The following is a 16,337-nucleotide window of genomic DNA, read 5'->3' on the forward strand; positions in this document are numbered from 1 at the left end:
ATAAAGTATTCCTGAAAATAGGCAGGATTTGTATTACAGATTTTCACTATTACAGTTTAGTGAGACAAGAACCCATAACAGAAAAATCCCCCTGGAGAATAATGATTTTCTGCAGGGGGATAAGATAAAAACAATGACAAGATCTTCCTCTAAAAAAGCCTTCTAACTCTACTCATCCCTAGTCGTCGGATCACTAATCCGGTTGGCAGACTCCGGAATATCATCATAAATCTGAGTATCTATTTCATGAATAGAACCGTCTGCTAGTCCTTTAAATACTTCAAATAATGGTTTCGTTACGGTTTCTTTTAGCATTCCATTTTGTTTTTGGCCCAACGTTTGGCTTTGGCCTTTAATTTCCATTAACATAATGGATGCATCATTCAATGCGAATGCTCCTAAAGCTGTACCAGGAAGGTTTACATCAGGATATTTTTGAATGGCTCCAAAATGGGAATTTCCCTTTTGTAAAGTCCTGACTGTAAGTGCATTAATCTGTTTACCTAAAGTAAGTACATCTTCATCCACTTCATAGGATTTGCCAGTAAATGGATCCTCATAGCTTTCTGTTGCGACAACGGCTGCAACTTGAAGAGGAACACTACGATTATCCTCATCAGAAAGTGTATTAAAGCCACGATGATGTACATCAACATAGACATCCGGTTGAAATTCTTTAAATACACTCGTCACAGTACGTGCTTCTGCTGTTACATATAACCCACCGTAATCACTATTATTTGTTGCATCATTATTGAGAAATTCAGCAACCTCTGTTTTGCTTGTATCTTCTATTTTAAAGTCAAGGTTTGGATTGTAATCCCTGTTTTGGTCATATCCTGGAATTCCATATACGACTCGTCCATCATTATTTTTAGCCCGTTCGCTCCCATCTTCATTGTAATACCATGGGAATTCTGTATCAGCTGGTAATCCGATTTCTTCTGGACTCCACGTTTGATGAGTATAACGAGTCGGGTACCAACTGTCTTCATATTGATTATCTGCACCTTCAGGATTGATACGAGGCATAATCCATATGGATACTTCATCTAAAATCTCTTTCACTTCCTTTCCATTGGAAGAAAGCTTTTGTATAACCTCAAGAACAGCCTCTGTACTGATTTGTTCATTTCCATGGATTTGTGTTGTTATCATAATTTTCTTCTTATCTGGAGAGTTATCCCCAAATTTCACAACATATAGAGGTTCACCTTCCTCCTCATCTGTTGTATATCCGTCCGGGGATTGGTTTGAATAACCAGCAATATCAAGCTGCATTTTTCCTTTTGATTTTTCTTCTAACCGCTGAAGCTTTTCGTATAACTCTTCATTACTCATGTAGCTTGATAGTGAAATGTTTTGGTCATCCTCGATATAGGGACCATTGGGGATAGACTGAGGATCTGCCGAAACACTTGCAGCCATCGACAGCGTGAATGCTAATGTAGTAGGAACAACTACTTTTGACAATCTTTTCATATCTTTTTATCCTCCTCTATAAAATACTAGGTTCTTTTATAGATTAATAGAAGTAGACATGGAAATTTGTCATAATAGCTCGCAAAGAAACCATAATTTTTCCTTGTTTTTCAGTAAACTTCCTGAAAAATAGACGTTTCCCATATCTTTTGAAGGATGTTTATTGAACTAGAATTTTATTGAAATAAGAAGTTAGACTTAGTAGATTGTGTAGATAAAAGCAAAAGATTGTCGAACCAATCGATCATTTCCGACATTTTCTTGATCGTTTTTTTACTTCTGACTCTCTATATACGCCTGCTCTTCTTCAGCACTTAAAATGCCTGTTGCCTTCCCAACCGTACCGTTCTGAAGCTCCCAAATAGCATTATGATCTTGATCCACTTCAGTGAAATCCCTCTCACTCCATTTAACTAGAATATCTCGATAAACAGCTTCATGAGTGACCTCTACCTGATCCAGAGCACTCAACAGCCATTCCACTCTCTTGGGATGCAATTCATAAAACCCCCATTTTTTCGACGCTTTAACCTTTTGGTGAGACATGCCGTGTATAAATTCCTGAAAATGTACATCTCGTAATTCCGTCTTTTTTTCCTCTGTTCCAAATGGATTTAGTGATTGTTCAGCAAAAGTTTGCAGATCCTTTTCGGTAATGGTTCCTTTAATATCCTCTCGTTCTTCTTCTATCTTTTCCTGAGCCTGATTATCCGCTGACTCTGAACCATCAGCAGTAGTCGTCAACCCATAATAAACTCCTATAAAGGCTCCACCAATAAAGAGAAAAATAATCCCGATAATAATCCATGCTTTTTTCATCTACTTATCGACTCCTTTAGAAAACGAACCGTAAAGATTTTTCTTAATATTTCCATTATATTGTATCGAAAACATTCTATGAAGCCAATCTATTAACTCAGGGATTTAGAGAATTTTTCTTCCACCGTAAAAATGAGGAGTTGAATAAGCAATATGGATAAAGTGACAGTAAAATTACATGTCGCATGAATCACATCATAGGGCCCTAAACGAGTATTGTTTAGGGCTGGAAAATTTTTACACAACTGAATGCAACTACTTCCTTTTAAAGGTTATTTGGTAGAGTAATTTTTGCTGGTGTTCCAAACACTGTACACTGGTTCGGGACATCCTCAATAACAGTTGCTCCAGCACCAATAATGGACCAATCACCCAATTTCTTACCCACAATAATGGTAGCAGAGGCACCAACATGGACACCTTCGCCTAGTAGATTCATTCCGTTTAGAGCAGCATTAGGGGAAATATATGTATAATCACACACATCATTATCATGCTCCACGATGGCTCCTGTATTAATAATGCAATGATTGCCAATTACTGTATCAGCCTGAATAACTGCATTTGCCATAACCACCGAACCATGTCCAATTTTAGCGGTAGGACTGATAATCGAAGAAGGATGAATGATAGTTAAATATTTTTCGGTGGATAAGCCCAGCTTATGCATGATTCTTTTCCGTTCCTGATTATCCTTTATCGCAATCATGACCTTCATATTGGGGTGCCACCATGTATCAAAACTGGAAATGGGTCCATACATCTTTCCATCTTGAAAAAAATCATTTGAATAACGATCATCTAAAATAGTCCTGATTTCTATCGTATGAAATCCTGAAATAATATCCTGAATGACCTTTCCATGTCCACCATCTCCAACAATCATAACCTTCATATTTACCCACCCTTTGACCCTTAAAATTTTTCCATCGAAGTTGTCCTCGTCTTTTCTTTGATTGATTTTTAGGGGGTTGCACCCGTGGAAACGGCTTAATTACAGTGGAATTGTATTCTTAAAATAATATTATGTGAAATAAGAGAGATAATGCCCATATAATCAAGCTTCTAGTTCCGTTCACGTAACCGTTTCACTGTCCAGGATATCTGTGCGATGACAGAAATCCAGATTCATAAATTGTACCTCTACCATTTAGTATTGATCTATATATAGAACAAATGGTGTAAAAAATAAAACGACATAGGTCTCATCGCTTCAATAATTTAAATATATATTCACAGATTTTCGCAGAAAGAACTCATGAACTTTATAAAGAACATAATTTTATAATACATGACTATTGGTGTAATCTCAATAATTTATTTCCTATTTAACAGTGTACTGTAGGCTTTGTTAAACAGAGAAGTTGAGTTCCGCCCCAGAGCCCTTGCTTTCCACGGGAGGCCCCGCGAGCCTCCTCGGCATACGCCTGTGGGGGTTCACCTTTACGTTCTTCCTTGAGGAATATTGTTGAAAGAGTGGCGGGGTTCATTCATATATCTCTTACCATTGGAAATACTACTATGTAAAATGTCGAAGGAGGTAAAGTGGTGCTTGAATCCTTAGGTCTTCTGGCTACCATATCCGGTTTAAAATATATCAGAAAAAAGATTGTACCCACTACTTCAAAAGATAAGCTGAAAAAAAGCAAAAATGAATTTTTTCATTAGTCAAGCTGCAAAACAAATTGTAATGAGCTCATTTTATAGATCGACCTATTCCGGAGCAGCATTTTCAACGTTTTTAATGACTTTATTAGATGATCAATTCCTTATTTCTCACTGTTTTCCGAAATCTTTTTCCATAAAAGAAAAAAGCTACAAAAACATGTGCTGTTTCTGTAGCTTTTTTGATTTCTATTCTTGCATCCCTTTTATCAATACTGCTGCAACTTCCGGACGGGAGAATTCTTTTGGTGGTTTTTCGCCATTACGCAATAAACCACGAACCTTTGTACCACTTAGGTGTACATGATTTTCTTTGTCATGCGGGCAAGTTTTGGCTGTTGCCATGTTTTCACATTTTGTGCAGTAGAAAGCATGTTCAAATTTGAAAATCGTAATTCCAAGTTCTTCTTCAAATTGACTGATAAATTCCTGTGCTTCGTACGTACCGTAATAATCGCCAACTCCAGCATGGTCACGGCCAACAATGAAGTGAGTACACCCATAGTTTTTACGCACAATAGCATGAAGAATGGCTTCTTTAGGACCTGCATAACGCATAGCTGCTGGATAAATAACAAGGCGAGTGCGATCTTCCGGATAGTAGTTTTTCAAAATCACCTGATAGCTCTCCATACGTACATCTGCAGGAATATCATCAGACTTGGTTTCTCCTACAAGCGGATTTAACAGCAAGCCATCCACTGCTTCAAGTGCACACTTTTGAATATATTCATGGGCTCTGTGGACAGGATTACGTGTTTGAAAGCCAACAATCGTTTCCCAGCCAAGCTCTTCAAACATTTTACGAGTTTCACTTGGATCCATGTAAAAGTCAGTGAAATCACCGTGATCCGGTCGATTTAACAGTGTAATGGGACCTCCAAGATAAACATCACCACGCTCATAAAGCTTTTTCACTCCGGCATGTTCTTCGTCTGTCGTGCCATACACATTTTGGGCTTCCAGCTTTTTGTCATATGTAAATTTTTCTTTTAACGTAAGCGTACCATAAATAACACCATCTTCACCTTTAAGAGCAATTTCCTCGCCAATCTGATACCCATCAGCCTCTTCATTGGTTACTGATAGCGTAATCGGAATACTCCAAACGGTTCCATCCGCAAGTCTTGTATTCTGAACAACACTCTCATAATCAGCCTGTCCCATAAAACCTTTCAGCGGACTAAAGCCACCGATTCCTATCAATTCAAGGTCTGAGATGGCCCAAGGCGTGAGTGTTAAAGATTTTAAGTTTTCCGCTTCTTGTAGAGCAGCTTCTTTTTCACTTCCCTGAAGTTCTCTGTTTATTAGCGTTCCTCCATGCGCTTCAATAGCCATAATGAAAACCTCCACATTTGTCATTCTTTATCAGTTTTTATCATATCATAAAATCCAACATTTTGCTTTTCTTATTTTATCCAATAAAAAGGACAAAGCATAAAATATAGGAAAATTAACGTTGTTTTTTATTACTCACCTTTTATACAAATTTTAGAAATTTTATGGATTTTTTTAGTTAATTAGTAGTAAAATAGACTTATGCAAAAATACTCACTTTTATAATTTCTATTTTTTAAAGATTGCTGCTAATCTGTTGATAGTGAGGAAAGATTGGGCAAAACAGAAGACAAGTTGAACCCTATTATAATATAAGAAAAGGAGATATGTGTATGGAAGAGAAATTTTTATCTGATTACTCCATTTGTGAAAGGACCATGATGATAAAACCTATTGATCATCCAGACTTTTATAGTATAGTATTCGAACCCAACCATAAAATTTACGTAAAGAAACCACCCTTTGAAATGATTCAGCAGGCCTGTATTGACAATGGGGAAACCTACAATAACAACAGGCAAACTGTTATTTATCATACAGGGTACAAGCAAAAAGTTCCCATACATATCAGCATCTCCAGAAAGATTTACACTTTTCCTACTCACTCACCTAAACATATCGATTGTGAATGGATTTTCTACCGACATGTAAAAAATATTCAACCGATTTTATCTTCAGAGAATACACTTTACAACTCCATGATTACATTTAAGAATAACCTCACTCAAAAACTCCGAGAGTCAGATTTCACTTTAAAAAGACAGATGAATCGCACATCCACATGTATTTTGAAACTATCTGAGACTGTACAAATACGAGAACAACAGGATTACTCCTATAAGCTTCCTTTGCTTATCAAAGAGGCGATGAATAACTACTTCAAAAAATATAGTGAATAGTAATAGTATGAGACAAGGGGACATTTCGTTTTCTAACTTGCATGACTAGAAAAAGCATGTATAATCATTGGGATTATGCATGCTTTTTCGTTGATTACGTATGTGCTTATGCCTGAATAGATGTTCTCCAGTTTATAATACTGCACCAAAATATATCAGGCACTTGCACGTAACTGAGGTTAAGATAGATGCTTTATTGCCCAAGAACCTGCTTAATAAAATTAGGATTGGGATACCCTGCCTCATTAACCTTTTGTATAACCTGACTCACATCGTATTTCACACGGTGAATGCCAACAGTAAAGTCTGCCCCCTCTCCCTCTGCAATAAGATAGGACGCATGGTTCAGGCCATCAAACGGCAGTCCCACACTTCCAAGGTTTGCAACTGTTTTTCCATTTATGTAGCGAACATAAGGAAGATGAATGTGGCCATAAAGATAAAGGTCTGCTGATGCTTCACTCATAAGATTGGCTTCCACGACTTCATCCGCTTCAGTAGGTTTTATCATTTCAAAAAGACTTGTCGGAGTAGCATGGAAAACGTGAATTTTTATTTGATCAGTTAGTTCAATCGTGGCACCAGTTGGGAGGTTCTCAAGATACGTAATGTCCTCATTTGACAGCTTGTCCACCGTCCATTGCTGCTCCGTTCTCATCATTTCGATGGCCTGGTCAGGAACCTCTCCATCCCGAATGCCACGCACAACCCATTCGTCTGCATTCCCCTTAACTACCATTGTGTTCAACGATTGAACAAGCTCAAGGGCACGCTTTGGTTCAGGTCCGCGATAACATAAATCACCAAGAACTACAACCTGATCTACATCTTTAGCTTCTATATCCTTCAAAACAGCATCTAATGCAACAGCATTTCCATGGATGTCAGAGATAAAAGCAATTTTCATTGTTGGACCTCCTTTGTATTTTATTTTATCAATTTCGTCCAAGGAAGGCTAACCAGAATAAGTAACAACTCATTAGGCCCGTTTAATCCATTTCTCTCCATAGTCATAATATCCGCTCAAATGGAAAATTTAATGGTTAAAGGATTATACACTGGAGGTTTATGACCCATGATGAATAAAGTGTTTATAGGTCTTGCGGTAATTGGAATCCCCATTTCAGTTATAGGTGCACTTATGCATTGGCCATCCGTATTCATGTTTATCGTTTACTGTGTAACCATTATTGCACTTGCCAGTATTATTGGGAGAGCAACAGAGAGCCTGGCCATTGTCATGGGACCGAGAATAGGCGGTTTATTGAATGCTACATTCGGTAATGCGGTAGAACTGATGATTTCGATTTTTTCACTAAAGGCGGGACTAATTAGCATTGTCCTTGCATCTTTAACCGGTTCTGTAATAGGAAATTTACTACTTGTTGGTGGTCTATCCTTCTTTATAGGCGGTTTGAAATTTAAGCGTCAAAAGTTTAATATCCATGATTCACGCTTAAATGCGGGGCTGCTTATTTTTTCTGTTATTGTTGCTTTTGTCATCCCTGAAGTTTTTTCAGATACTATGACGAATCATGAAACCATGATTCTCAGTATTGGGGCTTCCATTATCTTGATTCTTCTATATATCGCAACATTACTTTTCAAGTTGGTCACACATCGCGGAGTTTTTCAAAATAGTGAAGAAGGCGGGGAGACTAAAGGAGCGGAAGAAACGCCTGAATGGGGAAAATGGACAGCGGTCATCATTCTCGCTATCGCTACCATTACAGTTGCTTATGTATCCGAGAATCTGGTTCACACCTTTAACGCTGTTGGCGAGGCATTTGGTTTCTCTGAGCTATTCATAGGGGTCATTATCGTTGCCATCGTTGGAAATGCAGCAGAGCACGCTTCGGCTGTCATTATGGCCTATAAAGACAAAATGAATGTAGCGGTTGAAATTGCAGTTGGTTCTACATTACAGGTGGCCATGTTTGTCGCTCCGATTCTGGTGTTACTTTCCCTTCTGTTCGCAACAAACATGCCCCTTGTGTTTACCTGGCCCGAATTGATCAGCATGATTACAGCCGTGTTTCTACTCATTATTATTTCGATAGACGGTGAATCCAACTGGTTTGAAGGCCTGGCCTTGTTAAGCGCCTATCTCATCATGGGAATAGGATTTTATTTGCTGTAGTGAGACAGGGATTTTCTTAAGGGAATAGCATGAATGGCTCATCTCCCTATTTAAGAGTGAGCCTCTCTTTCTTCCTAAAAAATAAGAGGAGAATACCAACTATTCTCCTCTAACAATTGCCTTTCGTGCTAATTCATCCGCATGCTTATTTTGCTTTTCAGGAATCCATTTGATAAAAAAGTAAGGAAATAAGGACGACTTTTCTCTTATTTCCTGTAACAATGGCAGGAATGTTTTGTTTTTTGTAAAATCAGCCTCAATTACATCCACAACAATCTTAGAATCCGAACGAAAGGATAAAATCTCATCAGGAAACTTCTCCTGGCAGATTTCTAAGGCTCTAATAACTGCTATAAATTCAGCTTCGTGATTAGATAAAGATGCTAAAGAATAGGAGTATTCGTAGTTTGTTCCTTGGGCTTTAATATAGATTCCCGCTCCAGCCGGTCCGGGATTTCCTCTTGCTGCTCCGTCTGTGTAGACTTCAATCAAATGTAACGCTCCTTTTGTGTTTGTTTCTTTCTCTTGTCCAGAAAAAGCTGTAAACTAAACCACTGTGAAACATTTTGTGAAACAAGATTTTTCGGGTGGTGACAGGCACCACCTCAAGTAAGCTTTGCGAGCTTGCTGCAATACCTTTCTTCATCAAATGGTGTTCCTTGTTTCATTACATCGTACATTTCCTCTACTAAAACTGTTGCGATTTTCTCTTTTGCTTCCTGTTCTTTATAGCCTGAGTCAATTAAGCGATCTAATGTCACCCTCGTACATTCAGGTTCATTGATGTTAAGCTGGTTATCAATCACTTCAATTAATTTACTTTTCATTCGCTGGTTGGCCATTTTCTTTCCTCCACGTTTATATTTCCAACATATTTTATCAACTATAGATTTTCAATACAACTAGCCCTTTTTACTTGTCTTCCAATTCGGCAAGTTGTTTTTTAATACTTCTGATTTCCTCCCAATATTCTTCGTCATCAACGGTGTGCTCTTCGCTAGTCATCAATTCAATCATGCGCATGTTCAACTGGTTCCATTTATTTTGATTCGTCTGCTGATTTGCATCCACTCGATTTTCAATATGCTGCAAGAATTCATCATAAGTTCCCTGATAATCAATGATGTGCTTTTCCCCCAAATAAAGAATGCGATTTGCTACTTTTTGCACAAAATACCGATCATGGGAAACAACCAGCATCGCACCTGGATAGGATTGTAAAGCTGCTTCTACCGTTTCTCTTGTATCAATATCCAAATAATTCGTCGGTTCATCTAAAATAAGTAAATTTGCATCACTAAAATAGAGTCGAATCAAAGCCGCACGACATTTTTCTCCCATGCTTAAATCCCCAACCTTCTTATACACCGCTTCCCTTCTAAATAGAAAAGAGCCAAGGATTGTTCGTGCTTCTGTCTGTGTCATTTCAGGTAAATCCAACAAATTTTCCAATAAAGTTGCATCTTCATCTAATCCATTTAATTCCTGGTCAAAGTAGCCGATCTTCGTATTGGGATTCACGAATATAGAGCCTTCTATCGGTTTAAGACGATTCATAATGAGCTTCAATAATGTAGATTTTCCTGCACCATTGGGACCTATAATAGCGATTCGATCCTGACGATGGACAAAAAACTGGAGATGATCAAAAATGATATGTTCATTAAATCCAAAGGTAAGTTTGTCAATGTGTAGCATGGATCGTGCTGAGAAACTGCTACTATCTAATTTCATATTAACCTCTTTATCATCCTTAGGCTTTCGAATTCCTTCACTCTCCAGATGCTCAAGTTCCGATTCCTTTGCTCTAAAACGCGAAATATTCTTATTTGCTTTAGCCCTTAAAAAGTCATTTTGTCCCGCTGAACGGTGAGCCTTATCAAACCATTGCTGGTACCGGCGAATGGAGACTTCCAACTCCTGTTTTTTCTTTTTGTACTTTTGGTATCTTTTTTCTTCGGTTTTCGCCTCAATTTCCTTTTGTTCTTTAAATCTTGTGTAATTTCCTGGATACCTTTTACAGCCTTTCTGATTTAATTCATAAATCGCATGAGCCGTCTGATCTAAAAAATGCCGATCATGAGAAACATACAAAATCGCCTTTTGATAGTTATTCATCCAGTTCTCGAGCCACCTGATGGTTTCCTGGTCCAGATGATTCGTCGGTTCATCCATAATAATAAAAGCTGGATTCTGGACAAGAACTTTTGCCAGTTGTACTTTTGTCTTCTGACCACCACTTAACGATTGAAAAGGAACTTCCCAAAGTGAAGCGTCCACACCTAATCTGGTTAATATTTTATCTGCTTCAACTTCCCGCTCATAGCCACCATGTTCTAAAAACGTTTCATATTATGCTTGATATTTATTTACCGCTTCGTCATGCGGGGAAACCTTCATCACCTGCTCAAGTTTTATGAGTTCTTGCCTGATTTTAAACCATTTGTGAAATGCACTTAAAACAAATGCCTTTGCAGTGAAAGAATCAGGAACTTCCGGAGACTGTTCAAGCCAAACCCACTCTATAAGTCCAACATGTCACTGAATATGACCTTTATCAAACGAGTCTCTCTCCATCAGTCCTTTAAGCAGCGTGGTTTTTCCTATTCCATTACGTCCATATATCGCCAAATGTTCACCTTGCTTAATCTCTAAATGAACATTTTCAAACAGTACCGATCCACTGATTTCCTTTTTTAAATCTTTCGCGTGAAATATAAACATAACCTCACCTCAGTGAAATATAAACATAACCTCATATAATAAAAAAATCACAAGCTTCTGCCTGTGATGTTGACATACGAGTACCCGGAATCAGTTAAAGATCCAATAATCAAGATGCTGTTTATTTTTCCATTTTGCACACACGTATCCCGTCTCATCCACCAAGGCAGATTAGCGTTTTACTATTCTTTTGCTTATTGAGATAACGTGTCATGCTTCATGATTCTATTATTAACCTCCGTTTATAAAGCGATTTACTATTATTAAATCATAAAAGTACATTGACAACAATGAAATTGTGGATAGATTGAAAATACAGCCTTAACACCGGTCAAGATTAGATACATTATGTACCTATTAACATAACCTTCACACATTGGCTTTATTCAATGATCAAGAATCTCCCTTTTGTAATACGAATCGCTCTTTATTTTTCCATCCATGTATTCAAGTGGTATATTGGATATAGACTACTTGAAATAAGGATTGAACCAAAAGGAGGCAAAACATGAATATATCAGGAAATACCATTTTAATTACAGGCGGATCAGCTGGTATCGGACTGGCCCTTGCTAAACGCTTTTTGGAAACAGATAATAAAGTCATTATCGTGGGCCGTCGTAAAGAAAAATTAAATGAAGCAAAAGCAAAATATCCAAAATTACATACAAAGGTTTGTGATGTTTCAAAAGAGGATGATCGAAAGGTCCTCTTTGAGTCGGTTAAAAAAGAATTTCCTAATTTAAATGTTCTCGTAAATAATGCCGGAATTCAGCAAAGAGTAAATCTTTTAAAAGCTGATCAGAACTGGGACTACTATCGCAAAGAGATATCGATTAATGTGGATGGTCCCATTCATCTTTCTATGTTATTTACACCACTCATTACGCAACAGGAAAGTGGCGCCATCATTAATATTTCCTCCGGTTTGGCTCTAAGACCGGGTGTTTGGGTACCTATCTATAGTGCAACTAAAGCAGCGATACACTCCTACACCACTTCATTGCGTTTGCAGCTATCTCAATCAAATGTAGATGTGATTGAAATATTGCCACCAGCCGTTAACACAGACCTAGGGGGATCTGGATTGCATACAATGGGTGCACCTTTGGATGAGTTTGCAGACTCCATTTTCGAAAGAATCAAACAGGGTGATTTGGAAATCGGATACGGAGATGCAGAAAAGCGACTCCATGCTTCAAAAGAAGAAATTGACGAAGGAACAAAACAAGCCTGGGAGAACTTCCTAAAAAACAATCCGGACTTTTAGGTAATTCCCTCTATTCGTCATGTCCCAATGGAAATGGGCATCAAAAGGTGTTAAGATGATGAAAAATAATGGTTCCCAGGGGGGGATTAAACTTTTTAACTGGCTTATGAAGCATCCATTCATGTCAATCTGGGATACCGAGCAAAAGAGATAGGTTTTGAACTAATGAGTGCATTGTAAAACCTAAAAGCTGGCAGAACCACTAAAAGCCATAGCAGATTTCATAAAACAACTGTCCATAATGATCAGACGATCAATCTTAATAAGTCTGCCAATAAACACATCCTGTTTCACAGACATTGAAAAGCTGATAGTGATAAGCTGGTGCTGGTGATTTAGACTCCCGGGTAGTGTGAATGTACAGAAAGGAGCATCACATTGAAACGTAGAGTAGTTGTAACTGGATTAGGTGCTGTTTCTCCATTAGGAAATGATGTGGATACCCTTTGGAAAAATATTAAAAATGGAAAATCTGGTATTAAAAAATTAGATTCTGAGGAATTCCAGGATATCAATACGAAAATAGCTGGATCCATTAATGATTTCCCTGCCGAACACTATTTAGATGCGAAAGAGATAAAAAAATATGATGTCTTTACACAGTATGCGTATGCTGCAGCTGTACAAGCCTTAGAACAATCAGGGCTGGATGTGGAAAAAGTAGATAAAGACCGGATTGGTGTTTATATTGGATCAGGAACTGGTGGTCTTCAGACTGTCTTAAACAATCATCAAACGATGCTGGAAAAAGGCCCGAAACGGGTTTCACCATTTCTGATTCCAGCGATGATTAATAATATGGCCTCAGGTTTCGTAGCCATTAAAACAGGATTTCGCGGACCAAGCTTTGCCTCTGTTTCAGCCTGTGCAACAAGCAACCACGCGATTGGGGAAGCTTATCTGAATATTGCCCATGGCTATTCAGATGCGATTTTGGCCGGAGGATCAGAGGCAACTATCACCAGACTTTATTTTGCAGGGTTTTCTAAGATGCGGGCAATGTCCGTTCAAAACGATACACCGGAAAAAGCCTCCCGTCCATTTGATGCAGATCGTGACGGATTTGTCATGGCAGAGGGTGCCGGGGTTTTATTTTTAGAAGAGTACGAGCATGCCAAAAAACGGGGCGCACCGATTTTTGGTGAAATTGTCGGCTATGGAAGTACGACCGATGCTTACCATATCACCGCACCGGATTATCAAGGGGCAGCTAAGGCCATGAAGCTTGCAATCGAACGGGCAACTATTTCTCCGAAAGATGTGGACTATATCAACGCCCATGGAACAAGCACGCCTACCGGAGATATTTCTGAAACGAAGGCAGTGAAAGAGGTTTTCGGAGATAATGCTTACGATGTAAAAATCAGCTCTACCAAATCCATGACAGGGCATTTATTTGGTGCAGCTGGTGCCATAGAATCGATTCTTACATTAAAAGGAATGGCAGCTAACATTTATCCACCAACCATCAATTTAGACAATCCAGATCCGGAATGTGATTTAGATTATGTACCCAATAAAGCTGTTAAAGGAAGCATAAACTTCGCTTTATCAAATGGATTTGGTTTTGGTGGTCATAATGCTGTACTTGCGTTTAAGAAACACCAGTTATAATCGTAAATAGCTAAGGGGGATTACATATGCAAACAACTGTAAATCAGAAAAACGTGGCCGAGCGACGTCAAGCACTTGAAAACCGTTTTCCAATATGGCCGCGGGATACGATTGCCAGCCATTTCGAAAAAGCATGTTCCCAATATAAAACGAAACCCTTTCTTTACATATCAGACGTAGAGGTTACCTATCAGAACCTTTGGGAGAAAGCTGTCAAATATGCTAAAGCCTTTTTAAAGCTTGGCGTTAGAAGACGAGACCATATTGCTGTATTAATGGATAATCATGAAGACTATCCATCCTTACTGATTGCTTCTTCCATGATTGGAGCCGTTTTTATTCCCTTAAATGCAATGCTGGCTAAAAATGAGCTCAGCTATTTACTACAACAATCGGATTCACGATTTTTAATTGTGCAGGAAACTATCAAAAACAAAAAGCACGGAATGGCCATCTCAGAACTACTGAACACCCCAGAATTTATGGAAAATAGTCCATTAGAACAGGTTATCAGCATTCCAAACGAAGATGCTAACCCAGTAGATGATCGTTTTCAAACCTGGCATGACTTTGTAAAAGGAGCACATTCTATCCAGGATTATAAATTAAAAGAAAAACGAAATCTAGCCCGTTACCCTGATGAAGTAGCCATCATCATGTACACATCAGGTTCAACCGGAAATCCAAAAGGTGTAATGCTCACCGATGATATGTTATTAAGATGTGCCTACAGTACTTGTATAAGCAGAGCCATTGAAGAAGGACGGGTGACCTTTGCGCCGCTACCATTCTATCATTGCTTTGCCATCATTGAAGCGATACTAGCCATGTCTTTTGTCGGTGGATCTATGATATCAGCCCTTGGCGCATCACCACTTGCTTCTCTGCAATTAATGGAAAAATATAAAGCCAATGATTATCTTTGTGTCCCATCTACACTTGTTCCGTTATTAAATCACCCACGTGTTTCGGAATATGATTTATCTAACCTTTTTGCGATGTGGTGCGGGGCTGCAGCTGCCCCCATTCCAGTATGGGAGAAAGCTGTAGAGGTTTTGGGACTATCTGAAGTCATCACAGGTTACGGGCAAACAGAGGTTTCATCATCAGGGGTCACGACGGAAATTGGTGACCCAGTCGAACGAATTTCCTCCCGTGTAGGGCGTCCGAAGCTCGGTGGTGTAAGTGGCATGCCTGAGTTTAATGGGAGTACAGTTGAATATAAAACGATTGACCGGGACACCGGAGAGGATTTGCCTGAGGGCTCTATTGGTGAGCTTGCCGTAAGAGGTGTTACGGTCACCCATGGATATTACAATAAACCTGAGGAAACAGCGAAAGTCATTGATAAGGATGGATGGTTGCGAACAGGAGATGTTGGACGAATGGACGAAAATGGCTATATTCAGCTGCTTGGCCGAAGTAAGGAACTATATAAAGTATCAGGGGAGCTCGTATCTCCTCGTGAGGTCGAAATTGTGATTTCCCAGCATCCTTCCGTCAATCAGGTAAACGTAATTGGTGTACCAGATAAGGTCACAACAGAAGCTGGCGCAGCATTTGTAGAGGTGAAATCTGGAGAAAAATTAACACGTAAGGATATTGTAGAATGGTGCTCCTCTCGTTTAGCACGATTTAAAATCCCTCGTCACGTCTGGTTTGTAGAGCCGGCGGATTGGCCCATGACCAGTACAGGCAAAGTGCAAAAATTCCGTTTACAGGAAATAGCGGAGGAACGTCTAAAAACAAGAAAGAGGTCATGGTATTCAAAAGGAGAACTGAGAAAATGACAGATAGATGGTATCGGGAATACATGCGCGTTCAATACAAAGATACGGACCAGATGGGAATTGTTCATCATGGAAATTATGTAAACTGGTTTGAAATCGGACGTACGGAATGGATGCGTCACTTTGGGATATCTTATAAGAAGATGGAAAGCATGGGTCTCCTTCTGCCCGTTTTGAATCTGGATATTCAATATCAAAAGTCTGCTCGATTTGACGACTGTATAGCGATTTATACAAAAATCGACCAGTTTTCACCAGTGCGGTTAACCTTTGCCTATGAAGCCAGAAAAATAAGCAATGAAAACTTAGAATCAGATAACAACCATACTTTAATAATGAACCCAGGGGAAATAGAAAAGCCAGAAGGTGAACTTCTTGCCAAAGGAACCACCACACATATGTGGGTAAATCAGGAATGGAAGCCTATTCGAATTCATAAAGCTGCCCCAGAAGTCTATGAAAGGTTAGCAAAAAATAGGACATAAGTCTACTTCCCACCCCTTTAAATATGAGACATTTATCCGATAAATAAAGTAGTTACTCTTGCTTTGATAGCAAGGTAACTACTTTTTTCTTTTATCCAATTAACTCTTTAG

Annotated in this window: 14 protein-coding genes and 1 pseudogene; 6 read left to right on the top strand and 9 right to left on the bottom strand. The window is 38.8% G+C overall.

What is annotated here, in order from left to right; genetic code table 11:
- Positions 1-168: 168 nt before the first annotated feature.
- The 4 genes from BMX63_RS01855 to sat all read right to left on the bottom strand — a co-directional run bounded on the left by BMX63_RS01855 (position 169) and on the right by sat (position 5,304).
- On the bottom strand, positions 169-1,482 hold the full coding sequence (locus BMX63_RS01855) for a M14 family zinc carboxypeptidase (protein ID WP_093131376.1): 1,314 nt from the start codon (positions 1,480-1,482) through the stop codon (positions 169-171).
- 273 nt (positions 1,483-1,755) lie between these two features.
- Positions 1,756-2,301 (bottom strand): DUF6241 domain-containing protein, encoded by a 546-nt coding sequence (locus BMX63_RS01860; protein WP_093131378.1) that lies wholly within the window; start codon positions 2,299-2,301, stop codon positions 1,756-1,758.
- A 265-nt stretch (positions 2,302-2,566) separates the two neighbouring features.
- The gene (locus BMX63_RS01865; RefSeq protein ID WP_093131380.1) at positions 2,567-3,196 is read right to left on the bottom strand and encodes an acetyltransferase; all 630 of its coding nucleotides are present in this window, start codon (positions 3,194-3,196) and stop codon (positions 2,567-2,569) included.
- A gap of 959 nt (positions 3,197-4,155) precedes the next feature.
- Positions 4,156-5,304, bottom strand: coding sequence for a sulfate adenylyltransferase (gene sat, locus BMX63_RS01870; protein WP_093131382.1), 1,149 nt, complete (start codon positions 5,302-5,304; stop codon positions 4,156-4,158).
- Between the two features lie 332 nt (positions 5,305-5,636).
- Between sat and BMX63_RS01875 the strand changes: the two genes are divergently transcribed.
- Entirely contained in the window at positions 5,637-6,203 is a 567-nt protein-coding gene (locus BMX63_RS01875; RefSeq protein WP_177167128.1) for a competence protein ComK, read from the top strand.
- A gap of 193 nt (positions 6,204-6,396) precedes the next feature.
- On the opposite strand, the gene BMX63_RS01880 is transcribed toward BMX63_RS01875, so the two are convergent.
- Positions 6,397-7,110, bottom strand: coding sequence for a metallophosphoesterase family protein (locus BMX63_RS01880; RefSeq protein WP_093131387.1), 714 nt, complete (start codon positions 7,108-7,110; stop codon positions 6,397-6,399).
- A gap of 168 nt (positions 7,111-7,278) precedes the next feature.
- Here BMX63_RS01880 and cax point away from each other — a divergent pair, with 168 nt between their 5' ends.
- Entirely contained in the window at positions 7,279-8,343 is a 1,065-nt protein-coding gene (gene cax / locus BMX63_RS01885; RefSeq protein ID WP_093131389.1) for a calcium/proton exchanger, read from the top strand.
- A 99-nt stretch (positions 8,344-8,442) separates the two neighbouring features.
- On the opposite strand, the gene BMX63_RS01890 is transcribed toward cax, so the two are convergent.
- The 4 genes and pseudogenes from BMX63_RS01890 to BMX63_RS01905 form a co-directional block, all read right to left on the bottom strand.
- On the bottom strand, positions 8,443-8,835 hold the full coding sequence (locus BMX63_RS01890; RefSeq protein ID WP_093131391.1) for a reverse transcriptase-like protein: 393 nt from the start codon (positions 8,833-8,835) through the stop codon (positions 8,443-8,445).
- Between the two features lie 113 nt (positions 8,836-8,948).
- Positions 8,949-9,185, bottom strand: a complete 237-nt coding sequence (locus BMX63_RS01895) for a DUF1841 family protein (RefSeq protein ID WP_093131393.1) — start codon at positions 9,183-9,185, stop codon at positions 8,949-8,951.
- A 70-nt stretch (positions 9,186-9,255) separates the two neighbouring features.
- Positions 9,256-10,674 (bottom strand): annotated as a pseudogene (gene abc-f / locus BMX63_RS01900) (ribosomal protection-like ABC-F family protein); the annotation flags it as partial.
- Positions 10,675-10,881: 207 nt separating this feature from the next.
- A complete protein-coding gene (locus BMX63_RS01905) occupies positions 10,882-11,067 on the bottom strand; it encodes an ATP-binding cassette domain-containing protein (RefSeq protein ID WP_093131398.1) in 186 nt (61 codons plus the stop codon).
- Between the two features lie 508 nt (positions 11,068-11,575).
- Here BMX63_RS01905 and BMX63_RS01910 point away from each other — a divergent pair.
- From BMX63_RS01910 to BMX63_RS01925, 4 genes are all read left to right on the top strand, one after another.
- Positions 11,576-12,337, top strand: coding sequence for an SDR family oxidoreductase (locus BMX63_RS01910; RefSeq protein WP_093131400.1), 762 nt, complete (start codon positions 11,576-11,578; stop codon positions 12,335-12,337).
- Between the two features lie 378 nt (positions 12,338-12,715).
- Positions 12,716-13,951 carry a beta-ketoacyl-ACP synthase II gene (gene fabF / locus BMX63_RS01915; RefSeq protein WP_093131402.1) on the top strand — a complete coding sequence of 412 codons (1,236 nt, stop codon included), beginning with the start codon at positions 12,716-12,718 and terminating at the stop codon, positions 13,949-13,951.
- Between the two features lie 26 nt (positions 13,952-13,977).
- Complete coding sequence (locus tag BMX63_RS01920) at positions 13,978-15,741, top strand: class I adenylate-forming enzyme family protein (protein WP_093131404.1); 1,764 nt, start codon at positions 13,978-13,980, stop codon at positions 15,739-15,741.
- Positions 15,738-16,226, top strand: coding sequence for an acyl-CoA thioesterase (locus BMX63_RS01925; protein ID WP_093131406.1), 489 nt, complete (start codon positions 15,738-15,740; stop codon positions 16,224-16,226). The genes BMX63_RS01920 and BMX63_RS01925 overlap by 4 nt, the downstream gene beginning before the upstream one ends.
- Positions 16,227-16,337 lie beyond the last annotated feature (111 nt).

This window comes from Salinibacillus kushneri, from assembly GCF_900111405.1.
Classification (GTDB): Bacteria; Bacillota; Bacilli; order Bacillales; family Alkalibacillaceae; genus Salinibacillus; species Salinibacillus kushneri.

Coding starts and splice junctions, on each gene's coding strand:
- BMX63_RS01910 (WP_093131400.1), top strand. CDS start 11,576: ATGAATATATCAGGAAATACCATTTTAATTACAGGCGGATCAGCTGGT.
- BMX63_RS01880 (WP_093131387.1), bottom strand. CDS start 7,110: ATGAAAATTGCTTTTATCTCTGACATCCATGGAAATGCTGTTGCATTA.
- BMX63_RS01920 (WP_093131404.1), top strand. CDS start 13,978: ATGCAAACAACTGTAAATCAGAAAAACGTGGCCGAGCGACGTCAAGCA.
- sat (WP_093131382.1), bottom strand. CDS start 5,304: ATGGCTATTGAAGCGCATGGAGGAACGCTAATAAACAGAGAACTTCAG.
- BMX63_RS01905 (WP_093131398.1), bottom strand. CDS start 11,067: ATGTTTATATTTCACGCGAAAGATTTAAAAAAGGAAATCAGTGGATCG.
- BMX63_RS01895 (WP_093131393.1), bottom strand. CDS start 9,185: ATGGCCAACCAGCGAATGAAAAGTAAATTAATTGAAGTGATTGATAAC.
- cax (WP_093131389.1), top strand. CDS start 7,279: ATGATGAATAAAGTGTTTATAGGTCTTGCGGTAATTGGAATCCCCATT.
- BMX63_RS01925 (WP_093131406.1), top strand. CDS start 15,738: ATGACAGATAGATGGTATCGGGAATACATGCGCGTTCAATACAAAGAT.
- BMX63_RS01860 (WP_093131378.1), bottom strand. CDS start 2,301: ATGAAAAAAGCATGGATTATTATCGGGATTATTTTTCTCTTTATTGGT.
- BMX63_RS01875 (WP_177167128.1), top strand. CDS start 5,637: ATGGAAGAGAAATTTTTATCTGATTACTCCATTTGTGAAAGGACCATG.
- BMX63_RS01865 (WP_093131380.1), bottom strand. CDS start 3,196: ATGAAGGTTATGATTGTTGGAGATGGTGGACATGGAAAGGTCATTCAG.
- BMX63_RS01855 (WP_093131376.1), bottom strand. CDS start 1,482: ATGAAAAGATTGTCAAAAGTAGTTGTTCCTACTACATTAGCATTCACG.